25 protein-coding genes are annotated in these 25,662 nt (G+C 61.4%); 17 read left to right on the top strand and 8 right to left on the bottom strand.

The genetic code is table 11. The annotated features are described in order from the left end of the window. Positions 1-263: 263 nt before the first annotated feature. Positions 264-1,688 (bottom strand): aspartate ammonia-lyase, encoded by a 1,425-nt coding sequence (aspA, locus tag IF199_RS29790; RefSeq protein WP_096817152.1) that lies wholly within the window; start codon positions 1,686-1,688, stop codon positions 264-266. A gap of 180 nt (positions 1,689-1,868) precedes the next feature. Here aspA and IF199_RS29785 point away from each other — a divergent pair, with 180 nt between their 5' ends. The 5 genes from IF199_RS29785 to IF199_RS29765 all read left to right on the top strand — a co-directional run bounded on the left by IF199_RS29785 (position 1,869) and on the right by IF199_RS29765 (position 5,553). Then, positions 1,869-2,777, top strand: coding sequence for a LysR substrate-binding domain-containing protein (locus tag IF199_RS29785; RefSeq protein ID WP_096817154.1), 909 nt, complete (start codon positions 1,869-1,871; stop codon positions 2,775-2,777). A gap of 212 nt (positions 2,778-2,989) precedes the next feature. Continuing rightward, a complete protein-coding gene (gene purE, locus IF199_RS29780; RefSeq protein ID WP_007954291.1) occupies positions 2,990-3,481 on the top strand; it encodes a 5-(carboxyamino)imidazole ribonucleotide mutase in 492 nt (163 codons plus the stop codon). A gap of 10 nt (positions 3,482-3,491) precedes the next feature. Then, the gene (locus IF199_RS29775) at positions 3,492-4,574 is read left to right on the top strand and encodes a 5-(carboxyamino)imidazole ribonucleotide synthase (RefSeq protein ID WP_096817156.1); all 1,083 of its coding nucleotides are present in this window, start codon (positions 3,492-3,494) and stop codon (positions 4,572-4,574) included. Positions 4,575-4,680: 106 nt separating this feature from the next. Next, positions 4,681-4,926 carry a GlsB/YeaQ/YmgE family stress response membrane protein gene (locus IF199_RS29770; protein WP_096817158.1) on the top strand — a complete coding sequence of 82 codons (246 nt, stop codon included), beginning with the start codon at positions 4,681-4,683 and terminating at the stop codon, positions 4,924-4,926. 90 nt (positions 4,927-5,016) lie between these two features. After that, positions 5,017-5,553 (top strand): DUF3299 domain-containing protein, encoded by a 537-nt coding sequence (locus IF199_RS29765; protein WP_096817160.1) that lies wholly within the window; start codon positions 5,017-5,019, stop codon positions 5,551-5,553. 49 nt (positions 5,554-5,602) lie between these two features. Here IF199_RS29765 and IF199_RS29760 read toward each other — a convergent pair whose 3' ends face one another. Beyond that, positions 5,603-6,502 (bottom strand): D-hexose-6-phosphate mutarotase, encoded by a 900-nt coding sequence (locus tag IF199_RS29760; RefSeq protein ID WP_192559333.1) that lies wholly within the window; start codon positions 6,500-6,502, stop codon positions 5,603-5,605. Between the two features lie 59 nt (positions 6,503-6,561). Beyond that, positions 6,562-6,966, bottom strand: a complete 405-nt coding sequence (locus IF199_RS29755) for an acyl-CoA thioesterase (RefSeq protein WP_003229628.1) — start codon at positions 6,964-6,966, stop codon at positions 6,562-6,564. Positions 6,967-7,469: 503 nt separating this feature from the next. Here IF199_RS29755 and IF199_RS29750 point away from each other — a divergent pair. From IF199_RS29750 to IF199_RS29715, 8 genes are all read left to right on the top strand, one after another. Continuing rightward, positions 7,470-8,768 carry an MFS transporter gene (locus tag IF199_RS29750; RefSeq protein ID WP_096817164.1) on the top strand — a complete coding sequence of 433 codons (1,299 nt, stop codon included), beginning with the start codon at positions 7,470-7,472 and terminating at the stop codon, positions 8,766-8,768. A gap of 168 nt (positions 8,769-8,936) precedes the next feature. Continuing rightward, a complete protein-coding gene (locus tag IF199_RS29745; protein WP_085731336.1) occupies positions 8,937-9,938 on the top strand; it encodes a phosphate ABC transporter substrate-binding protein PstS in 1,002 nt (333 codons plus the stop codon). Positions 9,939-10,362: 424 nt separating this feature from the next. Beyond that, entirely contained in the window at positions 10,363-12,396 is a 2,034-nt protein-coding gene (locus IF199_RS29740) for an ABC transporter permease subunit (protein ID WP_173861303.1), read from the top strand. A gap of 15 nt (positions 12,397-12,411) precedes the next feature. Next, on the top strand, positions 12,412-14,082 hold the full coding sequence (gene pstA / locus IF199_RS29735) for a phosphate ABC transporter permease PstA (protein WP_192559332.1): 1,671 nt from the start codon (positions 12,412-12,414) through the stop codon (positions 14,080-14,082). 82 nt (positions 14,083-14,164) lie between these two features. Continuing rightward, complete coding sequence (gene pstB, locus IF199_RS29730) at positions 14,165-14,998, top strand: phosphate ABC transporter ATP-binding protein PstB (RefSeq protein WP_065258233.1); 834 nt, start codon at positions 14,165-14,167, stop codon at positions 14,996-14,998. A gap of 74 nt (positions 14,999-15,072) precedes the next feature. Further along, positions 15,073-15,834: a phosphate signaling complex protein PhoU gene (phoU, locus tag IF199_RS29725; RefSeq protein ID WP_007954334.1), complete on the top strand. Its 762-nt coding sequence runs from the start codon at positions 15,073-15,075 to the stop codon at positions 15,832-15,834. A 178-nt stretch (positions 15,835-16,012) separates the two neighbouring features. Further along, complete coding sequence (locus IF199_RS29720) at positions 16,013-16,969, top strand: response regulator (protein WP_096817171.1); 957 nt, start codon at positions 16,013-16,015, stop codon at positions 16,967-16,969. 185 nt (positions 16,970-17,154) lie between these two features. Then, the gene (locus IF199_RS29715; RefSeq protein WP_192559331.1) at positions 17,155-18,051 is read left to right on the top strand and encodes a peptidoglycan DD-metalloendopeptidase family protein; all 897 of its coding nucleotides are present in this window, start codon (positions 17,155-17,157) and stop codon (positions 18,049-18,051) included. 6 nt (positions 18,052-18,057) lie between these two features. Here IF199_RS29715 and IF199_RS29710 read toward each other — a convergent pair whose 3' ends face one another. The 3 genes from IF199_RS29710 to phoB form a co-directional block, all read right to left on the bottom strand. Further along, the gene (locus IF199_RS29710) at positions 18,058-19,398 is read right to left on the bottom strand and encodes a hemolysin family protein (protein ID WP_096817174.1); all 1,341 of its coding nucleotides are present in this window, start codon (positions 19,396-19,398) and stop codon (positions 18,058-18,060) included. Between the two features lie 111 nt (positions 19,399-19,509). Then, a complete protein-coding gene (gene phoR, locus IF199_RS29705; RefSeq protein ID WP_218887987.1) occupies positions 19,510-20,796 on the bottom strand; it encodes a phosphate regulon sensor histidine kinase PhoR in 1,287 nt (428 codons plus the stop codon). Positions 20,797-20,870: 74 nt separating this feature from the next. After that, on the bottom strand, positions 20,871-21,560 hold the full coding sequence (gene phoB / locus IF199_RS29700) for a phosphate regulon transcriptional regulator PhoB (RefSeq protein ID WP_003229608.1): 690 nt from the start codon (positions 21,558-21,560) through the stop codon (positions 20,871-20,873). Positions 21,561-21,711: 151 nt separating this feature from the next. Here phoB and IF199_RS29695 point away from each other — a divergent pair, with 151 nt between their 5' ends. Further along, positions 21,712-22,089, top strand: coding sequence for a COG4315 family predicted lipoprotein (locus tag IF199_RS29695; protein WP_192559330.1), 378 nt, complete (start codon positions 21,712-21,714; stop codon positions 22,087-22,089). Positions 22,090-22,153: 64 nt separating this feature from the next. On the opposite strand, the gene ubiA is transcribed toward IF199_RS29695, so the two are convergent. Together ubiA and IF199_RS29685 are read right to left on the bottom strand one after the other, a co-directional pair. Next, positions 22,154-23,044, bottom strand: a complete 891-nt coding sequence (gene ubiA, locus IF199_RS29690) for a 4-hydroxybenzoate octaprenyltransferase (RefSeq protein WP_192559329.1) — start codon at positions 23,042-23,044, stop codon at positions 22,154-22,156. Next, positions 23,044-23,595: a chorismate--pyruvate lyase family protein gene (locus IF199_RS29685; protein ID WP_192559328.1), complete on the bottom strand. Its 552-nt coding sequence runs from the start codon at positions 23,593-23,595 to the stop codon at positions 23,044-23,046. Before IF199_RS29685 ends, ubiA begins: the two co-directional genes overlap by 1 nt. A 199-nt stretch (positions 23,596-23,794) precedes the next feature. Between IF199_RS29685 and IF199_RS29680 the strand changes: the two genes are divergently transcribed. From IF199_RS29680 to IF199_RS29670, 3 genes are all read left to right on the top strand, one after another. Beyond that, entirely contained in the window at positions 23,795-23,962 is a 168-nt protein-coding gene (locus IF199_RS29680) for a rubredoxin (RefSeq protein ID WP_007954349.1), read from the top strand. Between the two features lie 20 nt (positions 23,963-23,982). Beyond that, complete coding sequence (locus IF199_RS29675; protein WP_096817182.1) at positions 23,983-25,131, top strand: NAD(P)/FAD-dependent oxidoreductase; 1,149 nt, start codon at positions 23,983-23,985, stop codon at positions 25,129-25,131. Positions 25,132-25,323: 192 nt separating this feature from the next. Then, positions 25,324-25,599 (top strand): HU family DNA-binding protein, encoded by a 276-nt coding sequence (locus tag IF199_RS29670; protein WP_003213368.1) that lies wholly within the window; start codon positions 25,324-25,326, stop codon positions 25,597-25,599. Positions 25,600-25,662: the final 63 nt, after the last annotated feature.

The raw sequence follows: 25,662 nt of genomic DNA, 5'->3' as shown, positions 1-25,662 counted from the left end.
GACGACCGCTCACGCGAAGAGGGGCGGCACTATACCGATCAGTGCGGCGCCCGTCTGCACGGTTGTGGTGCAAGCGACGAAACGAGGCTTTGAAACACCCGACGTTACCGGCGTCGGGCTTTTGCGGGATGGCTCCCACAGAAGACGTTTGTCCTTTCAAATAGTTAAAAAAAAGGGCTTGGAGAATGATCTCCAAGCCCTCAAAAGGTGAGAGGTGTCTAGTCCCTCGACCTGGTGAGCGGTGCTACAAGTAACGCGTCGGATCAGCCTTTCAGAGGCACCAGACGCGGAGCAATCATGTTTTCCGGGCGCAGGATGTCGGCGAGCATGGCTTCGTCGAGCAGACCTTCTTCGCGCACCAGTTCCAGCACGCCGCGGCCGCTTTCAAGGGCGATACGGGCGATGCGGGTGGCGTTTTTGTAGCCGATGTACGGGTTCAGTGCGGTGACCAGACCGATCGAGTGTTCGACCAGTTCACGGCAGCGCGCTTCGTTGGCGGTGATGCCGACGATGCAGTGCTCGCGCAGCATGTCCATGGCGCGTTGCAGCAGGCGGATCGAGTCGAGGATCTTGAAGGCGATCAGCGGCTCCATCACGTTCAGTTGCAGTTGGCCGCCTTCGGCTGCCATGGTCAGCGCCAGATCGTTACCGATGACCTGGAATGCCACCTGGTTCACGGCTTCCGGAATAACCGGGTTGACCTTGCCTGGCATGATCGAGCTGCCTGGCTGACGCGCCGGCAGGTTGATTTCGTTAATGCCGGTACGTGGGCCGCTGGACAGCAGGCGCAGGTCGTTGCAGATCTTCGACAGCTTGACCGCGGTGCGCTTGAGCATGCCGGAGAACAGCACGAAGGCGCCCATGTCGGAGGTGGCTTCGATCAGGTCGGCGGCTGGAACCAGCGGTTGACCGCTGATCAGTGCCAGACGCTGTACGGCCAGGGCCTGATAGCGCGGGTCGGCGTTGATGCCGGTGCCGATCGCGGTGCCGCCCAGGTTCACTTCGGTCAGCAGTTCCGGGGCCAGCGTCTTCAGACGGGCCAGGTCTTCGCCCATGGTGGTGGCGAAAGCGCGGAACTCTTGACCCAGGGTCATCGGCACGGCGTCTTGCAGCTGGGTACGACCCATCTTCAGGACGTGGTTGAATTCTTGACCCTTGGCCGCGAATGCCTGAATCAGGCTGTCGAGGCTGGCCAGCAGCGCGTCGTGACCCAGCAGCAGACCCAGGCGGATCGCGGTCGGGTAGGCGTCGTTGGTCGACTGCGCCATGTTGACGTCGTCGTTCGGGTGCAGGTACTGGTACTCGCCTTTCTGGTGACCCATCGCTTCCAGAGCAATGTTGGCGATCACTTCGTTGGCGTTCATGTTGGTGGAGGTACCGGCGCCACCTTGAATCATGTCGACCACGAACTCTTCGTGGAAATCGCCGCGGATCAGACGTGCACAGGCTTCGCTGATGGCAGCGTGCTTGGCTTCGCTCAGGTGACCCAGCTCACGGTTGGCGTCAGCAGCGGCCTGTTTGACCATTGCCAGACCGACAACCAGCTTCGGGTAGTGCGAAATCGGAACGCCCGAGAGACGGAAGTTGTTCACCGCTCGCAGGGTCTGGATGCCGTAATACGCTTGAGCAGGGACTTCGAGGGCGCCAAGCAGGTCGTTTTCTGTGCGGAATGATGCAGCGGAGGACATGATAGAAATCATCTCGATATGGACCCGGTCTGTGCCGGAACGCTGCGAATGCTAGGCTTGTGGGAAATTTTGGGCCAATGCTGTTAAACACTGCCCTATGCACATTCGGCATAATGCCCGTGTGACGCCGCGTGCGCGGCAGACGTGTGACCTGTTTTGGTGCGTGTCCGGGAGGACGTGATGAATCTGGAAAGCAAATGGCTCGAGGACTTCAGTGCTCTGGCCGCCACCCGCAGCTTCTCGCAGGCGGCCGAACGGCGCTTCGTGACCCAGCCGGCCTTCAGTCGGCGGATCCGCAGCCTGGAGGCGGCGCTCGGGCTGACGCTGGTCAACCGCTCGCGCACGCCGGTCGAACTGACGGCGGCGGGGCAACTGTTTCTGGTGACCGCGCGCACGGTGGTCGAACAGCTCGGCGAAGTGCTGCGCCACCTCCATCATCTGGAAGGCGGGCAGGGCGAAGTGATTCAAGTGGCGGCGGCGCACTCGCTGGCGCTCGGTTTCTTCCCGCGCTGGATCGCGCAACTGCGCAACGAAGGCCTGAACATCGCCACGCGGCTGGTGGCGACCAACGTCGGCGATGCCGTGCACGCGCTGCGTGAAGGTGGCTGCGATCTGATGCTGGCGTTCTACGACCCGGACGCAGCGATGCAGATGGACCCGGAAATTTTCCCGTCGCTGCACCTGGGGCAGACCGAAATGCTTCCGGTGTGCGCGGCGGATGCCAATGGCAAACCGCTGTTCGATCTTGAAGGCGAGGCCAGTGTGCCGCTGCTGGCCTACAGCGCCGGGGCGTTTCTCGGGCGCTCGGTGAACGGCTTGTTGCGCCAGCGTGCGCTGCGCTTCACCACTATTTATGAAACCGCCATGGCCGACAGCCTGAAAAGCATGGCCCTCGAAGGCCTCGGCATTGCCTGGGTGCCGCAACTGAGCGTGCGCAACGAGCTCGCCCGTGGCGAACTGGTGGTCTGCGGCGGCCCGCAATGGCACGTGCCGCTGGAAATTCGCCTGTACCGCTGCGCGCTGGTGCGCAAGGCCAATGTACGGTTGTTGTGGCGCAAGCTTGAAGGCGGTGCGGCACAATCTTCCTGAATGCGCTGGCGCTGACCTTTGAGTCAATAAAACCGGGGCTTTGGCTCATTTGACAGATGGTCGCATCGGGGGCTGTTTATTGCTTTCTTTGCGGTATACTGCGCGGCCTTCGGCCGGTTCGTCCGGCCATTTTTCCTACAACAAGCCACGCATTCTGCGTGGCTTGTTGTTTTTGACGCGCCTGCGGGCGCCCAGAGAGAAGAGGCGCGACGATGAGTGCACTGGTTGGCGTGATCATGGGCTCCAAGTCCGATTGGTCCACCCTTAGCCACACCGCCGATATGCTGGAAAAGCTCGGCATCCCGTACGAGGTCAAGGTGGTTTCTGCCCACCGCACCCCGGATCTGCTGTTCCAGTACGCCGAAGAGGCTGAAGGCCGCGGCATCGAGGTGATCATCGCCGGTGCCGGTGGCGCAGCCCACCTGCCAGGCATGTGTGCGGCCAAGACCCACCTGCCGGTGCTGGGCGTACCGGTGCAGTCGGCGATGCTCTCGGGCGTCGATTCGCTGCTGTCGATCGTGCAGATGCCGGCCGGCATTCCGGTTGCCACCCTGGCCATCGGCAAGGCGGGCGCGATCAACGCAGCCTTGCTGTCTGCGAGCATCCTGGGCGCCAAGCATCCACAATTCCACGCGGTACTGAAGACCTTCCGTGCCGAGCAGACAGACAGCGTCCTGGACAATCCAGACCCACGTATTGCCTGAGGTTGTTGAGATGAAGATCGGTGTAATCGGTGGCGGCCAGTTGGGTCGCATGTTGGCCCTGGCGGGCACCCCGCTGGGCATGAACTTCGCTTTCCTCGACCCTGCGCCGGACGCTTGCGCCGCTGCACTGGGCGAACACCTGCGGGCCGATTACGGCGATCAGGATCACCTGCGTCAGCTGGCCGATGAAGTCGATCTGGTGACCTTCGAGTTCGAAAGCGTCCCGGCTGAAACCGTGGCGTTCCTTTCGCAATTCGTGCCGGTCTACCCGAGCGCTGAAGCCCTGCGCATCGCTCGCGACCGCTGGTTCGAGAAGAGCATGTTCAAGGACCTGGGGATCCCGACCCCGGCGTTCGCCGACATCCAGTCGCAAGCCGATCTGGACGCCGCCGTCGCTTCGATCGGCCTGCCTGCCGTGCTGAAAACCCGCACCCTGGGTTACGACGGCAAGGGCCAAAAAGTCCTGCGCAAGCCTGAAGACGTGGTCGGCACATTCGCCGAGCTGGGCAGCGTGGCCTGCCTGCTGGAAGGCTTCGTGCCGTTCACCGGCGAAGTGTCGCTGATCGCCGTGCGCGCCCGTGATGGCGAGACGAAGTTCTATCCATTGGTGCACAACACCCACGACAGCGGCATTCTCAAGCTGTCGATCGCCAGTACCGATCACCCGTTGCAGGCCCTGGCCGAAGACTACTCCAGCCGTGTCCTCAAGCAGCTGGACTACGTTGGCGTGATGGCGTTCGAGTTCTTTGAAGTCGACGGTGGCCTCAAGGCCAACGAAATCGCCCCGCGCGTGCACAACTCCGGGCACTGGACCACCGAAGGCGCCGAGTGCAGCCAGTTCGAAAACCACCTGCGGGCCGTAGCCGGTCTGCCGCTGGGTTCGACCGCGAAGGTCGGCGAGAGCGCGATGCTCAACTTCATCGGTGTCGTTCCGCCGGTTGAAAAAGTCATCGCCATCGACGATTGCCACCTGCATCACTACGGCAAGGCTTTCAAGGCCGGGCGCAAGGTCGGTCACGCCAACCTGCGGTGCAAGGACAAGGCGACGCTCGAGCAGCAGATCCTCAAGGTCGAAGCGCTGATCGCCGAGTAACAACAGTTTCATGTGGCAGCGGCGGAACCATTAGGGGCCGCCGTTCTCTGATGGCAGGATGCCAAAGTCTGGCTAGGCTATAGCCAATCAATCAGAGGGAAATGCCATGGGAATTATCGGAACCATTTTTATCGGCCTGATCGTTGGCCTGCTGGCACGGTTCCTGAAACCGGGCGATGACAGCATGGGCTGGATCATGACCATCCTGCTGGGCATCGGCGGTTCGCTGGCAGCCACTTACGGCGGTCAGGCCCTGGGCATTTATCACGCGGGCCAGGGTGCAGGCTTCATCGGTGCGCTGGTAGGCGCGATCATCCTGCTGGTGATCTACGGCCTGATCAAAAAGAACTGATCCAAAGCGACAAAGCCCTCTCTGCCAAACCGGTGGAGAGGGCTAGAATGCTCGGCGATTGACTGTTTCCTCCTTCCTGCGAGCATCTTCATGCGCCGTCTTCTGTTGACTCTCCTTTTGCTGGGCAGCGGTCTGGCCCACGCCGGCGATCTGCCGGAAACCGACTGGCTGGAACTGATGCCCAAGTCGGATCAGAAAGCCCTCGAGGCCATGCCTGAAATCGACCACAACTCCCCGGAAGCCACCGGCACCTTCACCGAGAAGGGCGGGATGAAGCAGGCCAAAGGTTTGCCGGCGGTGATGTATTCGACCAAGACCGTGGCGTCGATGAACGACAAACACATCCGCATCGGCGGTTATCCGGTGCCGCTGGAGTCCGACGCCAAGGGCCGTAGCACGTTGTTTTTCCTGGTGCCGTACCCAGGCGCGTGCATCCACGTGCCGCCACCGCCACCGAATCAACTGGTGCTGGTGCGTTATCCAAAGGGTTTGAAGCTGGATGACATCTACACACCGCTGTGGGTGACCGGCACGTTGAAGATCGAAAAGGTCAGCAATGACCTGGCCGATGCGGCCTATGCGCTGGAAGCGGACAAGGTGCGGGTGGTGCAGGAAAAGGATCTGTAATCCCGAGCAGCAAAAAAAATCGCAGCCCCAGGGCTGCGATTTTTTGTTTTCAGAGTGGCTGGCTGCCGACGCTGACACCCATGGTGTGGCTGGCCTCCGGTGCCAGGGTCACCACATCGTCCATCACGTTCGCCGTCTCGATGCACAGCATGCGCTGCCAGCCATCGTTGTCCATGTCGCTGAACGCGGCGGCGCGGTCGATCCACGGGTTCCAGATCACTGCCGTGCGTGAACCGGTAGCGGTCAGCACAATGCGCCGTTCCCAGGCCGGATCGACGATGCTCAGTTGCGGCGGAGCATCGAGGTAGATGCGGTCGGTTTCCCCGGCAAAGCGCAAGTCACCGTGCTGGTTGTGCGTCTTCCAGTCATCCAGGGTCTCGATGTAATCCAGGCCGTCCACGCCTTCGACACGCACGTTGCGCACATCGCTGACGGCGAAGTAACTGTGCAGCGCCTGGCTGATGCTGACGGTGTCGGCACCCCGGTTGTGGCTGGTCAGGCTGATGTGCAGTTGATCGTCGAGGCGCAGGGTCAGGGTCAGATCGACCTGATGCGGCCAACCCGGGAAACCACCTTCCGGGTAGGGCAGCTTGAACTCCACTTTCAGGCTTTCGCCCTCGGTTTCGATACCGCCCAGTTCCCAATCCATCGCCCGGACAAAACCGTGAGCGGCGGCCGGTTCTTCGCTGACGCGCATCGCCTGAACGCTCTGCGGGTTGCGGGCAAAGACGCCGAACCACGGCCAGCACACCGGCACGCCGGCGCGGATGCTCTTGCCGGTCTTGAACACGGCCTTGTCGTTCAGCCAGATCAGCGGCGGCTGGCCGTCCACCTGATAACTGAGGATGTGCGCGCCTTGCTGGGCGACCAGCACTTCAGCCTGACCGTGGCGGATGCGCCAGCAGTTCAGTTCATCCAGTTTCACGGCTTCAACGTTGGGCGTGTTCATGGGACAACTCTCGAATCAGCAACTTGGGACGACTATCGACCTTCAAACGGCCGCGAGGTTTAACGAGCGCGTGGCGGAACCGAACGGGTGCGACCGCTGCCATCGATGGCCACGAACACGAACACCGCTTCGGTCACTTTACGCCACTCGCTGGACAGCGGATCGTCGCTCCACACCTCGACCATCATCTGGATCGAGCTGCGGCCGATTTCCAGGGTCTGGGTATAAAAGGACAATTGCGCGCCGACGGCCACCGGCACCAGAAACGCCATGCGATCGATGGCAACGGTCGCGACACGGCCACCGGCGACGCGGCTGGCCATTGCAGTGCCGGCCAGGTCCATCTGCGCCACCAGCCAGCCGCCGAAAATATCGCCAAAGCCGTTGGTTTCGCGAGGAAGCGCGGTGATTTGCAGGGCCAGGTCGCCTTGCGGGATCGGATCTTCTTGTTCGAGCTCTATCATGCCGGGGGTGCCTCTGACCCGTGACTCTTCGTTGGGTATTGCTGGTGGTAGCCGTCTTCAGGAAAAACGATTCAGCACCGAACATACTACGTTCGTCACGTTTTCCATAAGGCAACTAAAGGGGAAACTCTGCGAAACCGACTGCCGACACTGTGAGAACTACTGCGCTCAGCAATCCAGCGTCAAAAACAGGCTCGGACTGCTCATTTACAACCCGTAAACTCCGCGTCCTCGCCTGTTTTTTCCTTGTCTTGCTTTCGCTCGCTACGTTCTCACAGCGTCGGATGACAGCAACGTTTTCGCACAGCAACCCCCTACAAGCGGGAGCAAGATTGCGAGTATATCGGTCGGTAGACTCCGCGACGACCGTCCGGTTCTCATTTCGACCGTCAAAAACGCGCCTCTATGTGCTTTTTCGAACAATTTGCTATGGTGCCGAACCTGCCCGAGCCACAGCCAGCGTTGTTGTGGCGGCAGATCCGACTATAAGAGAAGACCTTGCCATGACCACAGCGCCCTCGAGCCTCGCGCAGCCCGACCAACCCGCACGACCGTTGACCCGCAATGACTACAAGACTCTGTCGCTATCGGCCCTGGGGGGCGCGCTGGAGTTTTACGATTTCATCATTTTCGTGTTCTTTGCCACCGTGGTCGGCAAGTTGTTCTTCCCGGCCGACATGCCCGAGTGGCTGCGCCTGATGCAGACCTTCGGCATCTTCGCCGCCGGTTACCTCGCGCGGCCGTTGGGCGGGATCGTCATGGCGCACTTCGGCGACCTGCTGGGGCGCAAGAAGATGTTCACCCTGAGCATCTTCATGATGGCCGTGCCGACCCTGATCATGGGCCTACTGCCGACTTATGCACAGATCGGCATGTGGGCGCCGATCCTGCTGCTGTTGATGCGCGTCATCCAGGGCGCGGCGATTGGCGGCGAAGTGCCGGGGGCGTGGGTCTTCGTTTCCGAACACGTACCCGGGAAGCACATCGGTTACGCCTGCGGGACCCTGACCAGCGGCCTGACCGCCGGCATCCTGCTGGGCTCGCTGGTCGCCACCGCGATCAACAGCATCTATACGCCAGTGGAAGTCTCGGATTACGCCTGGCGGATCCCGTTCCTGCTCGGTGGCGTGTTCGGCCTGTTCTCGGTCTACCTGCGCCGCTGGCTGCACGAGACCCCGGTGTTCGCCGAGCTGCAACAGCGCAAGGCCCTGGCCGAAGAAGTGCCGCTGCGCGCGGTGCTGCGTGACCATCGCGGTGCGATCGCCATTTCGATGCTGCTGACCTGGCTGCTGTCCGCCGGCATCGTCGTGGTGATCCTGATGACCCCGACCGTGCTGCAGACGGTCTATCACTTCTCGCCGACCACCGCGCTGCAATCCAACAGCCTGGCGATCGTGTTCCTGAGCCTGGGCTGCATCATTTCCGGTGCATTGGCAGACCGCTTCGGTGCCGGTCGCGTGTTCGTGTTCGGTTGCCTGGGCTTGCTGATCAGTTCCTGGACCTTCTATCACAGCCTCGCCGATCACCCGAACTGGCTGTTCCCGCTGTATGCGCTGACCGGTTTTCTGGTCGGCACCATCGGCGCGGTGCCGTACGTGATGGTCAAGGCGTTCCCGCCGGTGGTGCGCTTCAGCGGTCTGTCCTTCTCTTATAACGTCGCTTACGCGATCTTCGGCGGCCTGACCCCGATGGTGGTCAGCCTGCTGCTTAAAGAAAGTGCGATGGGGCCTGCCTATTACGTGGCGGTACTGTGCGGGATGGGGATCCTGGTCGGCGCCTGGCTGTGGAGCAAGGGGCGCTGAATCACGCCGCTGAATCAGCCTCACACGTTCGGTTACAGCTGAAAGGCCAGCCTTCCGACAGGGGATGCTGGCCTTTCATCCAATTGTCATATTTCAGCCATAGAGTGTTCACACGGCCTGCTGATACTTGGCCCCGACTTAACACCCCCTATCTGCTAGGAGTAAGGCATGAAACTGAAGCGTTTGATGGCGGCAATGACTTTTGTCGCTGCTGGCGTTGCGACCGCCAACGCGTTCGCCGCTGTTGACCCGTCGATCCCGAGCTACACCAAGACCACTGGTGTGTCGGGCAACCTGTCCAGCGTCGGCTCCGATACCCTGGCCAACCTCATGACCTTGTGGGCCGAGAACTACAAAAAAGAATACCCGAACGTAAACATCCAGATTCAGGCCGCTGGCTCCGCCACCGCGCCACCTGCGCTGACCGAAGGCACCTCCAACCTGGGCCCGATGAGCCGCAAGATGAAGGACACCGAACTGGCGGCCTTCGAACAGAAGTACGGCTACAAGCCAACCGCTATCCCGGTTGCCGTGGACGCCCTGGCTGTATTCGTGCACAAGGACAACCCGATCCAGCACCTGACCATGGAACAGGTTGACGCGATCTTCTCGTCCACCCGTCTGTGCGGCGCCAAAGCCGAAGTGAAAACCTGGGGTGACCTGGGCGTGACTGGCGACCTGGCCAACAAGCCGGTTCAACTGTTCGGTCGCAACTCGGTATCCGGCACCTACGGCTACTTCAAGGAAGAAGCCCTGTGCAAAGGCGACTACAAGCCTAACGTCAACGAACAACCAGGCTCGGCTTCGGTCGTACAGTCGATCAGCTCCTCGCTGAACGGCATCGGTTACTCGGGCATCGGCTACAAGACCGCCAGCGTGAAAACCGTTGCTCTGTCGAAGAAAGGCAGCACCGATTTCATCGAAGACACCGAAGAAAACGCCTTGAACGGCAAGTACCCGCTGTCCCGTTTCCTGTACGTATACGTCAACAAAGCCCCGAACAAGCCTCTGGCCCCGCTGGAAGCCGAGTTCGTGAAACTGGTTCTGTCGAAACAGGGCCAGGAAGTGGTAGTGAAAGACGGCTACATCCCACTGCCGGCCAAGGTTGCTGCAAAAGCACTGGCTGACCTGGGCCTGCAGGAAGGCGGCGCTGAAGTCGCAAAAAAGTAACAAACTGAGTCAGGGGTGAACCCCGCCTGACTCACGTGTGGGGCCCGGCCCGCAAGCGGCCCGGCTCCCACACTCCCCGAATTCTTTTATCCACTGCCAGTGCCCTGCTGGCGGCGGATTTGGTGCGTCACTGCATTGTCATCTTTCTGTCATACAGGATCGCTAGGGTGTGCGCATGAATGATCTGGCCAATTCCAAAATGACTACGAACCCTCCCAAGCGCATTGACTTCAATACGCCTGAGTTGCAACGCAAGCGCCGCATTCGCGCGCTCAAGGATCGCTTCACCCGCTGGTACGTCCTCGTCGGCGGTCTGGCGGTGCTGGCAGCCATCACCCTGATCTTCTTCTTCCTCGCTTACGTCGTCGCGCCTCTGTTCAAGGGCGCTGACCTGACCGCGAAAGATGCAATCACCCCGGCCTGGATGCAGGACGCCGGCAAGCCACTGATGATTTCGCTCGAAGAGCAGAATCAGGTGGCCATGCGCGTTTCCGACAAGGGCCAGGCGCTGTTCTTCGACATCGACAGTGGCGCTGAATTGAAGCGCGTCGATCTGCCGTTGCCGGCAGGCGCCAGTGTGACCTCCATCGGCGAAGACCAGCCGGGTCATCCGCTGGTGGCCGTGGGCCTGTCCAACGGTCAGGCGCTGGTGTTCCGTCACACCTATAAAGTCAGCTACCCGGATGGCAAGAAAACCATCACCCCGGCGGTCGAGTTCCCGTACGGCGAGACGCCGATTGCGCTGAACGAGAGCGGCGGTGCACTGGAGCACGTCAGCCTCAACGCCACCGACTCGACCCTGATGCTGGTCGGCTCCACCGGTTCGCAACTCAATGTGCTGTCGCTGACCAGCGAAGAAAACATGATGACCGGCGAAGTCACCAACGAGCAGAAGCGTATCGATCTGCCGCAGATGACCGAGCCTGTGAAGAACATCTTCGTCGATCCGCGTCAGCAATGGCTCTACGTGATCAACGGCCGTGCCCAGGCCGACGTGTTCAGCCTGCGCGACAAGAGCCTCAACGGTCGCTACAAACTGCTGGAAAACGCCGATGCGCAAGTTACCGCTTCCACCCAGCTGGTGGGCGGTATCTCGCTGATCGTCGGTGACTCCACCGGTGGCCTGGCCCAGTGGTTCATGGCCCGCGACACCGATGGCGAACTGCGCCTGAAGCAGATCCGTACCTTCCAGATGGGCAAGACGCCAATCGTTGAAATCACCGCTGAAGAACGTCGCAAGGGCTTCCTGGCCCTGGATGCCAGCGGCAAGCTCGGCGTGTTCCACAGCACCGCGCACCGCACCTTGCTGGTCGATCAGGTGGTCGAAGGCGAGGGCCTGTTCGGTCTGTCGCCGCGTGCCAACCGTGTGATCGTCGAGGCCGGCGGCAAGCTGCAACCGCTGCTGCTCGACAACCCGCACCCGGAAGTCTCGTGGAGCGCGCTGTGGAGCAAGGTCTGGTACGAGAACTACGACGAGCCTAAATACGTCTGGCAATCGACCGCTGCCAACACCGATTTCGAACCGAAACTGAGCCTGTCGCCACTGACCTTCGGCACCCTGAAAGCCGCGTTCTACGCGATGCTGCTGGCTGCGCCACTGGCCGTCGCCGCGGCGATCTACACCGCGTACTTCATGGCCCCGGGCATGCGCCGCAAGGTCAAACCGGTGATCGAGCTGATGGAAGCGATGCCGACGGTGATCCTCGGCTTCTTCGCCGGCCTGTTCCTCGCGCCGTATGTGGAAGGGCATCTGCCGGGCATCTTCAGCCTGCTGATGCTGCTGCCGATCGGCATTCTGGTCGCCGGTTTCACTTTCAGCCGCCTGCCTGAATCGATCCGCCTGAAAGTCCCGGATGGCTGGGAAAGTGCGCTGCTGATCCCGGTGATCCTGTTCGTGGGCTGGCTGTCGCTGTACATGAGCCCGTTCATGGAGAACTGGTTCTTCGGCGGTGACATGCGCATGTGGATCTCCCACGACCTGGGCATCACCTACGACCAGCGCAACGCACTGGTGGTCGGTCTGGCCATGGGTTTTGCGGTGATCCCGAACATCTACTCGATCGCCGAAGACGCCGTGTTCAGCGTGCCGCGCGGCCTGACCCTGGGCTCGCTGGCCCTCGGTGCCACGCCGTGGCAGACCATGACTCGCGTGGTGATCCTGACCGCCAGCCCGGGCATTTTCTCGGCGCTGATGATCGGTATGGGCCGTGCGGTCGGTGAAACCATGATCGTGCTGATGGCCACCGGCAACACGCCGGTCATGGAAATGAACCTGTTCGAAGGCCTGCGCACCCTGGCCGCCAACGTCGCGGTGGAAATGCCGGAGTCGGAAGTCGGCGGCAGCCACTACCGCGTGCTGTTCCTCTCGGCGCTGGTGCTGCTGTTGTTCACCTTCGTCATGAACACCCTCGCGGAACTGATTCGTCAGCGTCTGCGCAAGAAATACTCGTCGCTTTAAGAAAGGTAGAAGTCTGTGAAACAGAACTCCCTGAATGGATGGTTCAAGAGCGGCGCCCCGGGCGTCTGGATCAGCGGTGGCGCGGTGTCCATCGCGGTCATCATGACCATTGGCCTGCTGGCGGTGATTGCCGTGCGCGGTCTGGGTCACTTCTGGCCGGCGGATCTGGTGCATGCCAGCTACGACGTGCCGGGCCAGGCCAATCACCTGGTCGTCGGTGAAGTGGTGCAGAAAGAAGAAGTGCCGCGTGCACGTCTGAAGAGCGCCGGTCTGCCGGTGCCGGACGCCGGCCCGGAATTCATGACCCGCGAGCTGATCAAGGTCGGCAACCGTGACCTGAACGGCAACGACTTCACCTGGATCGTCGGCGAGTGGCTGACCAACCAGACCACGCCGCCAGAGCTGATGGCGATCGAGCGTCGCGAGTGGGGCAACTTCTACGGCTACCTGGTCAACGTCAAACAGGACGGCAAGGTGATCGCCGAAGGCGAAGCGGCCTGGCCTGAGCTGCAAGCGCGGATCAACCGCGTGAACGGCCTTGCCGCGCAGCTGAAGTCGCTGGAAAAAACCGACATCGGCGCGATCAACGCCGGTCTCGAGCGCATTCGTCTGCACGGCCGCAAACTGGAGCTGGAAGGCAAACTCGACGCCACCGCGCAAGCGGACATGGATGCCGAGCGCGCCGAGCTGAACGCCCGCTATCAAGACGTTGAAGCCCGTCTGGCCGACCTGCACGCGCAGTTCAACCGTGACGCTTTGACCGCTCGTGATGCCAACGGCAAGGAAATCGAAATCGGCCTGGGCAAAGTGGTTCACGCCTACCAGCCGAACGCCATGAGCACCTTCACCAAGGTCGGTTTCTACTTCAGCAAGATCTGGGAGTTCCTGTCCGACGATCCGCGTGAAGCGAACACCGAAGGCGGGATCTTCCCGGCCATCTTCGGCACCGTGATGATGACCCTGATCATGGCGATGATCGTGACCCCGTTCGGCGTGCTGGCGGCGGTGTACCTGCGTGAATACGCCAAGCAGAACGCCCTGACCCGGATCATCCGGATCGCGGTGAACAACCTTGCGGGTGTTCCGGCGATCGTTTACGGCGTGTTCGGCCTGGGCTTCTTCGTCTACGTGCTGGGTGGTTCGGTCGACCGCTTGTTCTTCCCGGAAGCGCTGCCGGCACCGACCTTCGGTACGCCGGGTCTGCTGTGGGCTTCGTTGACCCTGGCGCTGCTGGCGGTGCCGGTGGTGATCGTGGCCACCGAAGAAGGTCTGGCGCGGATTCCTCGCACCGTGCGTGAGGGCTCGCTGGCCCTCGGCGCGACCAAGGCTGAAACCCTGTGGAAGATCGTGATCCCGATGGCCAGCCCGGCCATGATGACCGGCATGATCCTCGCCGTGGCCCGCGCCGCCGGTGAAGTGGCACCACTGATGCTGGTGGGTGTGGTGAAACTGGCGCCGTCGCTGCCGGTGGATGGCAACTACCCGTACCTGCACCTGGACCAGAAGATCATGCACCTGGGCTTCCATATTTATGACGTCGGCTTCCAGAGCCCGAACGTCGAAGCCGCACGACCGCTGGTGTACGCCACCGCGTTGCTGCTGGTGCTGGTGATTGCCGTGCTCAACCTGTCGGCGGTGTGGATTCGTAACCACCTGCGCGAGAAGTACAAGGCGCTGGACAGCTGATCGCCGTTACAAGAATTGAAGGGCTGCCGGCCTGATTCCCGGCAGCCAACCGAACCGAATTTGTTAGCACAGGGAGCCTCCCATGCAGCACGAAACACATACCCACGGCATCAACATGTCTGCCCTGGGCCGCGACAAGCAGAGCCTGAACCTCGAACAGGAAACCGTGGCCATCGAAGTGCCGGGCCTGAGCCTGTTCTACGGCGAGAAACAAGCGCTGTACGACGTCAGCATGAACATTCCGAAACAGCGCGTGACCGCCTTCATCGGCCCGTCCGGCTGCGGCAAGTCCACGCTGCTGCGTACCTTCAACCGCATGAACGACCTGGTGGATGGCTGCCGTGTCGAAGGCGCGATCAACCTCTACGGCAACAACATCTACCGCAAGGGCGAGGACGTGGCCGAGCTGCGTCGCCGCGTCGGCATGGTGTTCCAGAAGCCTAACCCGTTCCCGAAGACCATCTATGAGAACGTGGTCTACGGCCTGCGCATCCAGGGCATCAACAAGAAACGCATCCTCGACGAAGCCGTCGAGTGGGCGTTGAAAGGCGCGGCCCTGTGGGACGAAGTGAAAGACCGTCTGCATGACTCGGCACTCGGCCTGTCCGGTGGTCAGCAGCAACGTCTGGTGATCGCCCGTACCATCGCCGTGGAACCGGAAGTGCTGCTGCTCGACGAACCGTGCTCGGCCCTCGACCCGATCTCGACCCTGAAAGTCGAAGAGCTGATCTACGAGCTCAAGTCCAAGTTCACCATCGTCATCGTGACCCACAACATGCAGCAGGCGGCACGGGTGTCCGACTACACGGCGTTCATGTACATGGGCAAACTGGTGGAATTCGGTGACACCGATACCCTGTTCACCAATCCGGCCAAGAAGCAGACCGAAGACTACATCACCGGTCGTTACGGCTAGCAGACACTGGTTGTCGCTCACTGAATTGACGCTGCGGCCCGCCGCACCTTACCGGACGCTCCAAGGACGCCAACATGATTAGTAAAGAAGGCCTTACCCACCACATTTCCGCGCAGTTCAACGCCGAACTGGAAGAAGTGCGCAGCCACCTCCTGGCCATGGGCGGGCTGGTCGAGAAGCAGGTCAACGACGCGGTCACCGCGCTGATCGAGGCCGACTCGGGTCTGGCCCAACAAGTGCGCGAGATCGACGACCAGATCAACCAGATGGAACGCAACATCGACGAAGAATGCCTGCGCATTCTGGCCCGTCGTCAACCGGCGGCGTCCGACCTGCGTCTGATCATCAGCATCTCCAAGTCGGTGATCGACCTGGAGCGCATCGGCGACGAAGCGACCAAGATCGCCCGTCGTGCGATCCAGCTGTGCGAAGAAGGTGAAGCGCCGCGCGGTTACGTCGAAGTGCGTCACATCGGCGACCAGGTGCGCAACATGGTCCGCGATGCGCTGGACGCGTTTGCCCGCTTCGACGCCGATCTGGCGTTGTCGGTGGCGCAGTACGACAAGATCATCGACCGCGAATACAAGACGGCCCTGCGCGAGCTGGCGACCTACATGATGGAAGACCCACGCTCTATCTCGCGGGTCTTGAGCATTATCTGGGTGCTGCGTTCGCTGGAGCGGATCGGCGATCACGCACGCAACATCTCCGAGTTGGTGATTTACCTGGTGCGCGGCACCGACGTGCGCCACATGGGCCTCAAGCGCATGAAGGAAGAAGTTGAAGGAACAAGTGGTGAAACCGCTAATGTTCCGGGCGATGCTGACGATAAGTAAGATTGCCTGAGAAAAGCGCCCGGCCCTTTGGCCGGGCGTTTTTGTTTCTGCTTTTCAGAAGGCAGAAGCGAATTAAAAAGCAGCACCCGCGAACGAAAAGTCCCGGCGTGACTGAAGAGTTTTGGCAATGTGCCATCAGCCAGCGTTATGCTTGCCGGGATTTTAATAGGGGTGTTGGATGAGCAAGATCAGTGTGTTGGTCGTGGACGATGCATCGTTCATTCGTGACCTGGTGAAAAAGTGCCTGCGTAATTACTTCCCGGGGATCCGCACCGAGGACGCCGTCAACGGTAAAAAGGCTCAGGCCATGCTGGCCAAGGAAGCGTTCGACCTGGTCCTGTGCGACTGGGAAATGCCGGAAATGTCCGGCCTCGAACTGCTGACCTGGTGCCGTGAGCAGGACAATCTCAAGACCATGCCGTTCGTCATGGTTACCAGCCGTGGCGACAAGGAAAACGTGGTGCAGGCGATTCAGGCCGGCGTTTCCGGCTACGTCAGCAAGCCGTTCACCAACGAGCAACTGCTGACCAAGGTCAAGCAGGCCCTGAACAAGGTCGGCAAGCTCGACACCCTGATGAACAGCGCCCCGACCAAGATGAATTCGGCGTTCGGCAACGACTCCCTGAGCGCGTTGACGGGCGGCAAGGCAGCGGTCATCGGTTCCGCACCGGCGGCAGCTCCCGTGAATCCGTTTGCCAAGCCTGCTGCAGCGGCCCCGGCACCTGCCGCCGCGCCACAGCGTGGTCTGCTCAACAGCCCGCCCGTGAAAGCACCGGCAGCCTCCGCCGCTCCGGCCAGCGGTCGTGGTCAGGGCCAGCTGCGCCTGCCAAGCGGCACCCAGCAATGCGTGATCAAGGCCCTGAGCATCAAGGAAGCGCTGCTGGTGGTGAAACGCACCGACACCCTGCCGCAGATCCTCGACAGCGCCGTGCTCGATCTGGAGCAGGGCGACAACGCCGAAATCGCCCGCCTCAACGGCTACCTGCACGCCATCGTGGCGCATGAGCAGAAAGCCGACAGCGACTGGCTGCAACTGACCTTCCGTTTCGTCGACCAGGACGCGCAGAAGCTCGACTACATCTCCCGTCTGATCGCCCGCGGCACGGCGCAGAAGCACTTCGTTCCGGGCGCGTAAGCGTCGCGGCCAAAAAGGTCGCAGCCTGGGGCAGCCCCGCAAAGGATGGTATTCCAATGCGGGAGCAGCCCTGGGCTGCGACCTTTTGTTTTGTGCTGTGCCAAATTTGAAACATCTGTCGACTAGCCTGGTCTGCTTCAGCTGCTAGGCTCATTCCCAGGCCTTACTCGACAGAACTTTTGCCCATGCCCCTGCGCCTGCTGTTTTTCTGTGGTCTGCTCATGGCCTCCACCTCGACTGTGGCCATGACGATCTACAAATCCACCGATGCCAACGGAGTGGTTTCGTACAGCGACCGTCCGAGCAAAGGCTCCCAGGTGTTCGTGTTTCAGGACCGGATGGTCGAGCGCCTCGAACGCCAGGTCTATCTCGACATCAAGAAGCAGAAGGGCACGGACGTGGTGTTCGTGCGCAACGACCTGTATGCGCCGGTCGAGGTTGCACTGGCGTTTACCGGGATGAGCAACGTGCGTGGCGCACCGGCTGAAACGATCCGCCGGGTGCTACCGGCGCGCAGCAACACGCGGCTGGCGTTGCTGACGGCGGTGTCCGGTGGCAAGCCGCTGGTGTACACCCCGATGTTCCAGTATTCCCTGGGTGACCCCGCTGGCGCGGCTCAGAGCTATCGCTATCCGTTTCCGTGGCGGGGCGGGCCATTCCGTCTGAGTCAGGGTGCCAATGGCGACTACAGCCACTACGGGCCGAAGAACAAATACGCGATGGACATCGCCATGCCGGTCGGTACGCCGATCATCGCGGCGCGGGCCGGGGTGGTGGTGAAGACCGAGAATTCCCAGAGCGGGCGCGGCACCGATCCTTCCGGCAATTTCGTGCGGGTGCTGCACGACGACGGCACGATGGGCGTGTATCTGCATCTCAAGCAAGGGTCGGTGGGTGTGCGGGAAGGGCAGCGAGTGGCGGTGGGCAGTCTGCTGGCGCTGTCCGGCAATACCGGCAACAGCAGCGGCCCGCACCTGCACTTCGTGGTGCAGCGCAATACAGGTGGGGGGCTGGTATCGATTCCGTATCAGTTCAACCAGCCGCTGGGGGCGTTGCCCAACTTTGCGTTGGGCAAGCGGTAATCCCCGTCAGTCGAGCATCAGTACCTTGGCGAGAATGATTTTCGGGCCTTTCATCTTTTTGATGATGATCCGCAGACCTTCGACTTCCAGCACTTCTTCCTCTTCCGGCACCCGTTTCAGGGTTTCATAGATCAGCCCGGCGAGGGTTTCGGCTTCGATGTGATCCAGGTCGATCCCCAGCAGGCGCTCGACCTTGAACAGCGGCGTATCGCCCCGTACCAAGAGCTTGCCCGGCTGATAGGCGAGGATGCCGCGCTCGGCCTTGCGGTGTTCGTCCTGGATATCGCCGACCAGCACTTCCAGCACGTCTTCCATGGTCAGGTAGCCGATGATGTTGCCGTCGGCCTCTTCGACCACGGCGAAGTGCGAACCGCCCTTGCGGAACTGTTCCAGCAACTGCGACAGCGGCATGTGTCGCGATACGCGCTCCAGCGGACGGGTCAGTTCGGCGAGGTTGAACGACTCGGGGATGTGATCCAGCGCCGCCAGCTCGAGCAGCAGATCCTTGATATGCAGCAGGCCGACGAACTCCTGGCGCTCGCTGTCGTACACCGGATAACGGCTGAACTTGTGGCGACGGAACATCGCCAGGATCTCTTTCAGCGGTGCGTTGAACTCGAGAGTGATCAGGTCTTCCCGGGAGTTGGCCCAGTCGACCACTTCCAGCTCGCCCATTTCCACCGCCGAGGCCAGCACGCGCATGCCTTGGTCGCTCGGGTCCTGGCCACGGCTGGAGTGCAGGATCAGTTTCAGTTCTTCACGGCTGTAGTGGTGCTCGTGATGCGGGCCGGGTTCACCTTGCCCTGCGATGCGCAGGATGGTGTTGGCGCTGGCGTTGAGCAGGTAGATCGCCGGGTACATGGCCCAGTAGAACAGGTACAGCGGCACCGCCGTCCACAGCGACAGCAATTCGGGTTTGCGGATCGCCCAGGATTTGGGTGCGAGTTCGCCGACCACGATGTGCAGGTAGGAAATGATGAAGAACGCGGTGAAGAACGAAATGCCTTTGACGACTTCGGCCGACTGCACGCCGACCGCGCTCAGCAGCGGCTCGAGAATGTGCGCGAACGCCGGCTCGCCGACCCAGCCCAGGCCGAGGGAGGCGAGGGTGATACCGAGCTGGCACGCCGAGAGGTAAGCATCGAGCTGACTGTGCACCGTGCGCAGGATGTGCCCGCGCCAGCCATGCTGTTCAGCGATGGCTTCGACCCGGGTCGAGCGCAGTTTGACCATGGCGAACTCCGCCGCAACGAAGAAGCCGTTGAGCAGAACCAGGATCAGAGCGAAAAGAATCATGCCGAAATCGGCGAAAATGGTAGCGAGGGACAAGCCAGGGGAAGGGTCCATGATGGAGTTTTGCGGGTTCCGTGTGATTCGTAAGAGAGAAGAAATCGCGCCTGAAAGGCAGGCGCAAGTCAGCCAATGTAGCGGCTGACCTGGCGATTGCCTAGTCCGGCATTACTCAGCGGCGCTGATGACCCGTGCCTGGGCGACCTGCGCCGGGGCGAAATGGCAGGTGAATGTGCTGCCATGGCCGGGCACGCTGCTGATCTCCATCCGCGCGCGGTGGCGCAGCAACACGTGTTTGACGATGGCCAGGCCCAGGCCCGTGCCGCCGGTGTTGGAGTTGCGGCTGGAGTCGACGCGGTAGAAGCGTTCGGTCAGGCGCGGCAGGTGTTTGCTGTCGATGCCGATCCCCGAATCCTGCACGCTCAGGTGCGCGCCCTGATCGTCGCCCCACCAGCGGATGCGGATATTGCCTTCGGCCGGGGTGTATTTGACGGCGTTGAACACCAGGTTGGAAAACGCGCTGCGCAGTTCCGCCTCGCTGCCCTTGAGCAGGATGCTGGTGTCGGCTTCCAGGGTGATGCGCTGATTCTTCGAGCCTGACAACTGCTGCGCATCGCTCTTGATCGACTGCAGCAGGGTGTCGATATGCACGGGCTGGTTATCCGACGGGTAATCGGTGGCTTCCAGTTTGGCCAGCAACAGCAAGTCGTTGAGCAGGGTTTGCATGCGGCCGCCCTGTTGCTGCATCTGCTGCAGGGCGCGGCTCCAGCGCGGGTTCACTTCCTCGACGTTGTCGAGCAGGGTTTCCAGGTAGCCACAGATCACCGTCAGCGGGGTACGCAGTTCGTGGGAGACGTTGGCGATGAAGTCTTTGCGCATCTGTTCCAGCTGATGGATGCGCGTGACGTCGCGCACCAGCATCAAGTGTTCGTTGTTGCCGTAGCGCGTGAGGTACAGCTGGATGCGTACACGATCGTTGGTCGGCGAGGGGATTTCCAGCGGTTCGGCGTAGCTTTCCTGCTCGAAGTATTCCTTGAAGCGCGGATGGCGAACCAGGTTGGTCACGGGTTGGCCGCTGTCCTGTGGGGTTTTCAGGCCGAGCAGGGTTTCGGCGGCGCGGTTCCACCATTCCAGGTTGCCGTCGCTGTCGAGCATGATCACCGCGTCTTTCAGCGCGGCGGTGGATTCCTGAACGCGGTCGATCACCGCTTGCAAGCGTCCGCGTACCCGTTGGTCGCGGCGTTGCAGGTGGTAGATGCTGTCGAATACTTCACCCCACAGGCCATAGCCGTCGGGCGGTGCTTCATCGGGTTGGTGCAGGCGCAGCCATTCGTGCAGGCGCAGCAGTTGCTTGAGCGTCCAGGCCAGGTACAGGCCCAGTCCCGCCGCCAGACTCCAGCCGTAGTAGCCGGTGATCAGGCCGATCACCAGGCAGCCGGTGACCAGCAACAGCATGTGGCGAATCAGGGTGCCATGCCAGTTTTGGTTCACGGAAAATGCGGTCCTTGTCTGCGGGGAGGGCGCTCGGCTCAGGCCTTGGTGGAGAACCGATAGCCAGTGCCGCGCACGGTTTGTACCAGATTTTCGTAGGCGTCGCCGAGCGCCTTGCGCAGGCGTCGGATGTGCACGTCGACCGTGCGCTCTTCAACATAGACGTTGCCGCCCCAGACCTGGTCCAGCAACTGGCCACGAGTGTAGGCACGTTCCTGGTGGGTCATGAAGAATTGCAGCAGACGGTATTCGGTCGGGCCCATTTCGGCCGGACGGCCGTCGATGGTCACGCGGTGGCTGATCGGGTCGAGCAGCAGGCCGCCGACTTCGATTGGCGCTTCGCCATCGGTCGGACCGGCGCGACGCAGCACGGCTTTGAGGCGTGCTACCAGTTCGCGTGGGGAAAACGGTTTGGTGATGTAGTCGTCGGCACCGACTTCCAGACCCTGGATCTTGTTGTCTTCTTCGCCCTTGGCGGTGAGCATGATGATCGGGATGTCCCCGGTCAGCTCGTCACGCTTGAGGCGGCGGGCCAGCTCGATGCCGGAGGTGCCGGGCAGCATCCAGTCGAGCAGGATCAGGTCCGGTTTGCGGTCGACGATAATGGCGTGCGCCTGCTGCGAGTTCTCTGCCTCGAGGCAGTCATAGCCGGCCATTTCCAACGCAACGGCGATCATTTCGCGAATGGGCGCTTCGTCGTCGACGATCAGAATGCTCCTGCCAACCATGCCTTAATCCTCTTGTCATTTAACTGTCTTGCGCCGCATTAGATAACGGAATTATTGCAGTCGTGTGACAGTATTTTAGTCCAGCGGCGATTGTGCAGATCCTGAACTAAGCTCTAAGTCCGAATCCTGACAACCACAAAAGAAGGTTTCCATGACTCAAATGACTGCTTCCTTTAAGGCATTGCTGATGGCTGCCGCCGTTGCTCTGCCTGCCATGGCGTTCGCTGCCGACCCGGTAATGATGAAAGACGGCATGATGACCGATCAAAAGGGCATGACTGTCTACACGTTCGACAAGGACATGGGCGGCAAATCGATGTGTAACGGAGAATGCGCCAAGATGTGGCCACCAATGATGGCTCCCGCAGGTGCCAAGGCCGAAGGCAAATTCATGCCGATCAAACGTGATGACGGCATGATGCAATGGTCTTACGACGGCAAGCCGCTCTATACGTTTATGAAGGATGAAAAGCCTGGAGACATGAAGGGCGAAGGCTTTAAAGACATGTGGCACATGCCGAAGCACTGATCCACGTCGATTGATTTGAACCGTTAAAAGATCGCAGCCTGATGGCTGCGATCTTTTTCAAACGTCAGCGCAACGCGTAATCCAGCACGATCCCGACGAAAATCGCCAGTCCGGCCCAGTGGTTGTGCAAAAACGCCTTGAAGCAGCGCATCCGGTCGCGATCACGGGTGTACCAGAACTCCCAGGCGTAGCACCCGGCCGCCACCAGCAGGCCGAAGTGGAACCACATCCCCAACTCGAACTTCGACCCGGCCAGCAACAGGCAGCCCAGCGACAGTGCCTGCAAGGTCAGGATGATCACCCGGTCCGCCTCGCCGAACAGGATCGCCGTGGATTTCACGCCGATCTTCAAGTCATCGTCGCGGTCGGTCATCGCGTAATAAGTGTCGTAGCCCACCGTCCACAGCAGGTTGGCGATCCACAGCAGCCAGGCCGTCGCCGGCAGTTCACCGGTTTCGGCGGTGAACGCCATCGGCATGCCCCAGGAAAACGCCGCGCCCAGCACCACCTGCGGGTAATAGGTGTAGCGCTTCATGAACGGGTAAGTGAACGCCAGCGCCAGGCCACCCAGCGACAACCAGATCGTCGCGGCGTTGGTGCACAGCACCAGCAGGAAACTCACGCCCATCAGCAGGGCGAAGAACACCAGTGCCTCTTTCGAGCTGATCCGGCCAGCAGCGAGCGGGCGTTCTGCGGTGCGCTTCACATGGCCGTCGACCTTGCGGTCGGCCCAGTCATTGATCACGCAACCGCCGGCGCGGGTCAGTACCACGCCGAGGACGAAAATCACGATGTTGGCCAGCGACGGCGAGCCTTTGCCGGCAATCCACAGGGCCCAGAGCGTCGGCCACAGCAGCAGGTAAATGCCGATCGGCTTGTCCATCCGGGTCAACTGAATGAAATCCCAGGCACGCGGGTTCAGGCGATTCAGGGATTTGAGCAGGCTTTGATACATCAGCAGTTCTCCGGACGGACGCGGACGGCTTCCCACAGCGTAGGCAGGAAAATCTCCGCCACCAGTACGCTCAATGCACCACGGTCGAAACGCGAACGGCGGCCCCACAGTCCGGGAGCCCGGGAATCCTCGGGCAGCCAGTGTTCCGGGTAATGGCAGACTTCGATGGCGCGCCGCTGGAACGCGTGATCGCAGAACAGCAGTTCGCCCAGCGAGCGGCTGCCCAACTCATCCATATGCAATCCATCGCCCTGCAAGGCACTGCGCGACGCCACGCTGCGGGCGAACACCCAGGCCTCGCCATGACCGCGCAGATACACCTCGCGCACCCAGCCTTCGCTGCCTTCGGCCAGCTCCAGCGCCGCGCATTCGTCGTCGCGCAGGGTCTGCCAGCCTTCGAACAGCGGCGTGACGCTGAAGCCGTCATCGGACAGGCGGGTCAGGCGGCGGGTCAGGGAGCCTTCGTCGAACAGCCAGTCGAGCGTGGACGTGTCGGGGAGGGGGTTCAGGTGGCTTTGCAGGCGCCACAGCGGGGCGTTTTTGAGTTGCACAATGAGTCATTATTGGCAGCAAATGAGGCGGCGAGCTTACCATGGCGAACCGCGAGTTTGATTGATCCGGGCCGCCATTGCGCCGAACAGGCTTGCATCTGGCCGGTACGATCAGTACAAAACGCCCTGAGCCGGACGGCAGCGCTGCACCATCGACCGTCCGCGCCGGCTAAAGCCTGAACCCTGAGGAAGTACCTGAATGAAGAAGTGGCAATGTGTGGTCTGCGGCCTGATCTATAACGAAGCCGATGGCTGGCCGGACGACGGCATCGCGCCGGGCACCCTGTGGCAGGACGTGCCGGAAGACTGGCTGTGCCCGGACTGCGGCGTCGGCAAGATGGACTTCGAAATGATCGAAATCAACTGAGAACTCACAAGGAGTAAGGCATGAGCGCACCTGTCGTAATCGTCGGCACCGGGCTGGCGGGTTACAACCTGGCCCGCGAGTTTCGCAAACTCGATGGCGAAACCCCGCTGCTGTTGATTACCGCCGATGACGGTCGCTCCTACTCCAAGCCGATGCTCTCCACCGGCTTTGGCAAGAACAAGGACGCCGACGGCCTGAGCATGGCCGAACCTGGCGCCATGGCCGAGCAATTGAAGGCCGAGATTCGCACGCACACCCGCATCAGCGGTATCGACGCGGGCCACAAGCGGTTGTGGATCGGTGAGGAAGCGGTGAGCTATCGCGACCTGATCCTCGCCTGGGGCGCCGAAACCGTGCGTGTGCCGATTGAAGGCGATGGCGCGGATCTTGTGTTCCCGATCAACGATCTCGAAGACTACGCACGGTTTCGCGCGGCGGCGGCGGGCAAGCGTCGGGTGTTGCTGCTCGGTGCCGGCCTGATCGGCTGTGAGTTCGCCAACGACCTGATCCTCGGCGGTTATGAGGTACAACTGGTTGCGCCGTGCGAGCAAGTGATGCCGACCCTGCTGCACCCGGCCGCTGCGGCAGCGGTGCAGGCCGGGCTGGAAAGCCTCGGTGCGCGTTTCCACCTCGGCCCGGTGCTGACCCGACTGCAAAAAGTCGCCGATGGACTGGAAGCCCACCTGTCCGACGGCCAGGTTGTCCCTTGCGATGTGGTGGTGTCGGCCATCGGTCTGCGCCCACGGATCGATCTGGCGGCAGCAGCCGGTATCCAGACCAATCGCGGCGTGATGGTCGACCGCCATCTGCAAACCTCTCACGCCAACATTTACGCCCTGGGCGACTGCGCCGAAGTCGACGGGCTGAATCTTTTGTACGTGATGCCCCTCATGAGTTGTGCGCGAGCGCTGGCACAGACCCTGGCCGGTAACCCGACGGCGGTGAACTACGGGCCGATGCCGATCACGGTTAAAACGCCGGTCTGCCCGCTGGTGGTTTCGCCGCCGCCACGGGGCCGCGAAGGCGTCTGGACGGTCGAAGGGCAGGGGGCCGACGTCAAGGCGCTGTGTCACGACGCAGAAGGGCAATTGCTCGGTTATGCCCTGACGGGCGCGGCGGTGATGGAAAAACTCGCGCTGAACAAACAGCTTCCGGCCTTGCTGGCGTAAATACTGGTCGTTCTGTCGGAATCACCCCGCTTTTGCCCCCACAAAGGTCGCGGGGAGACTGGCGCCGCCCTTAACCGCGTGCCATCCTCACTCCTGTCTGCCGCAGAGTAGAGCCTGCGGCGCCTTGGGCGCTGTTCCAACGAGAACAGCACGGACATAACAACAAAAAACCGACTCAAAGGGGCTTCACTAATGCGTAAACCAGAACTCGCCGCTGCAATCGCTGAAAAAGCGGATCTGACCAAAGAGCAGGCCAACCGCGTTCTCAACGCCGTCCTCGAAGAAATCACCGGCGCCCTGCATCGCAAGGACAGCGTCACGCTGGTGGGCTTCGGCACCTTCCTGCAACGCCATCGCGGTGCCCGCACCGGCAAAAACCCGCAAACCGGTGAGCCGGTGAAGATCAAGGCCAGCAACACCGTTGCGTTCAAGCCAGGCAAATCGTTGAAAGACAGCGTCAATCCATAATTGCGGCGCACTCCTGAATCACGGGGAGAACCGTAATGAAAAAATGGGCACACCGATTGCGGT

This window comes from Pseudomonas allokribbensis (assembly GCF_014863605.1).
Classification (GTDB): Bacteria; Pseudomonadota; Gammaproteobacteria; order Pseudomonadales; family Pseudomonadaceae; genus Aquipseudomonas; species Aquipseudomonas allokribbensis.
Note: the sequence above shows the minus strand (reverse complement) of the source record. Positions and strands in the feature narration are given on the sequence as shown.

What these genes read in the sequence shown, in the direction of transcription:
- IF199_RS29720 (WP_096817171.1), top strand. Translation starts at nt 16,013, where the DNA reads ATGAGCAAGATCAGTGTGTTGGTCGTGGACGATGCATCGTTCATTCGT.
- IF199_RS29750 (WP_096817164.1), top strand. Translation starts at nt 7,470, where the DNA reads ATGACCACAGCGCCCTCGAGCCTCGCGCAGCCCGACCAACCCGCACGA.
- IF199_RS29695 (WP_192559330.1), top strand. Translation starts at nt 21,712, where the DNA reads ATGACTCAAATGACTGCTTCCTTTAAGGCATTGCTGATGGCTGCCGCC.
- ubiA (WP_192559329.1), bottom strand. Translation starts at nt 23,044, where the DNA reads ATGTATCAAAGCCTGCTCAAATCCCTGAATCGCCTGAACCCGCGTGCC.
- IF199_RS29785 (WP_096817154.1), top strand. Translation starts at nt 1,869, where the DNA reads ATGAATCTGGAAAGCAAATGGCTCGAGGACTTCAGTGCTCTGGCCGCC.
- pstB (WP_065258233.1), top strand. Translation starts at nt 14,165, where the DNA reads ATGCAGCACGAAACACATACCCACGGCATCAACATGTCTGCCCTGGGC.
- IF199_RS29710 (WP_096817174.1), bottom strand. Translation starts at nt 19,398, where the DNA reads ATGGACCCTTCCCCTGGCTTGTCCCTCGCTACCATTTTCGCCGATTTC.
- purE (WP_007954291.1), top strand. Translation starts at nt 2,990, where the DNA reads ATGAGTGCACTGGTTGGCGTGATCATGGGCTCCAAGTCCGATTGGTCC.
- IF199_RS29775 (WP_096817156.1), top strand. Translation starts at nt 3,492, where the DNA reads ATGAAGATCGGTGTAATCGGTGGCGGCCAGTTGGGTCGCATGTTGGCC.
- IF199_RS29740 (WP_173861303.1), top strand. Translation starts at nt 10,363, where the DNA reads ATGCAGGACGCCGGCAAGCCACTGATGATTTCGCTCGAAGAGCAGAAT.
- IF199_RS29770 (WP_096817158.1), top strand. Translation starts at nt 4,681, where the DNA reads ATGGGAATTATCGGAACCATTTTTATCGGCCTGATCGTTGGCCTGCTG.
- IF199_RS29755 (WP_003229628.1), bottom strand. Translation starts at nt 6,966, where the DNA reads ATGATAGAGCTCGAACAAGAAGATCCGATCCCGCAAGGCGACCTGGCC.
- phoU (WP_007954334.1), top strand. Translation starts at nt 15,073, where the DNA reads ATGATTAGTAAAGAAGGCCTTACCCACCACATTTCCGCGCAGTTCAAC.
- IF199_RS29765 (WP_096817160.1), top strand. Translation starts at nt 5,017, where the DNA reads ATGCGCCGTCTTCTGTTGACTCTCCTTTTGCTGGGCAGCGGTCTGGCC.
- IF199_RS29670 (WP_003213368.1), top strand. Translation starts at nt 25,324, where the DNA reads ATGCGTAAACCAGAACTCGCCGCTGCAATCGCTGAAAAAGCGGATCTG.
- IF199_RS29745 (WP_085731336.1), top strand. Translation starts at nt 8,937, where the DNA reads ATGAAACTGAAGCGTTTGATGGCGGCAATGACTTTTGTCGCTGCTGGC.
- IF199_RS29715 (WP_192559331.1), top strand. Translation starts at nt 17,155, where the DNA reads ATGCCCCTGCGCCTGCTGTTTTTCTGTGGTCTGCTCATGGCCTCCACC.
- phoR (WP_218887987.1), bottom strand. Translation starts at nt 20,796, where the DNA reads ATGCTGTTGCTGGTCACCGGCTGCCTGGTGATCGGCCTGATCACCGGC.
- IF199_RS29760 (WP_192559333.1), bottom strand. Translation starts at nt 6,502, where the DNA reads ATGAACACGCCCAACGTTGAAGCCGTGAAACTGGATGAACTGAACTGC.
- phoB (WP_003229608.1), bottom strand. Translation starts at nt 21,560, where the DNA reads ATGGTTGGCAGGAGCATTCTGATCGTCGACGACGAAGCGCCCATTCGC.
- IF199_RS29675 (WP_096817182.1), top strand. Translation starts at nt 23,983, where the DNA reads ATGAGCGCACCTGTCGTAATCGTCGGCACCGGGCTGGCGGGTTACAAC.
- IF199_RS29680 (WP_007954349.1), top strand. Translation starts at nt 23,795, where the DNA reads ATGAAGAAGTGGCAATGTGTGGTCTGCGGCCTGATCTATAACGAAGCC.
- aspA (WP_096817152.1), bottom strand. Translation starts at nt 1,688, where the DNA reads ATGTCCTCCGCTGCATCATTCCGCACAGAAAACGACCTGCTTGGCGCC.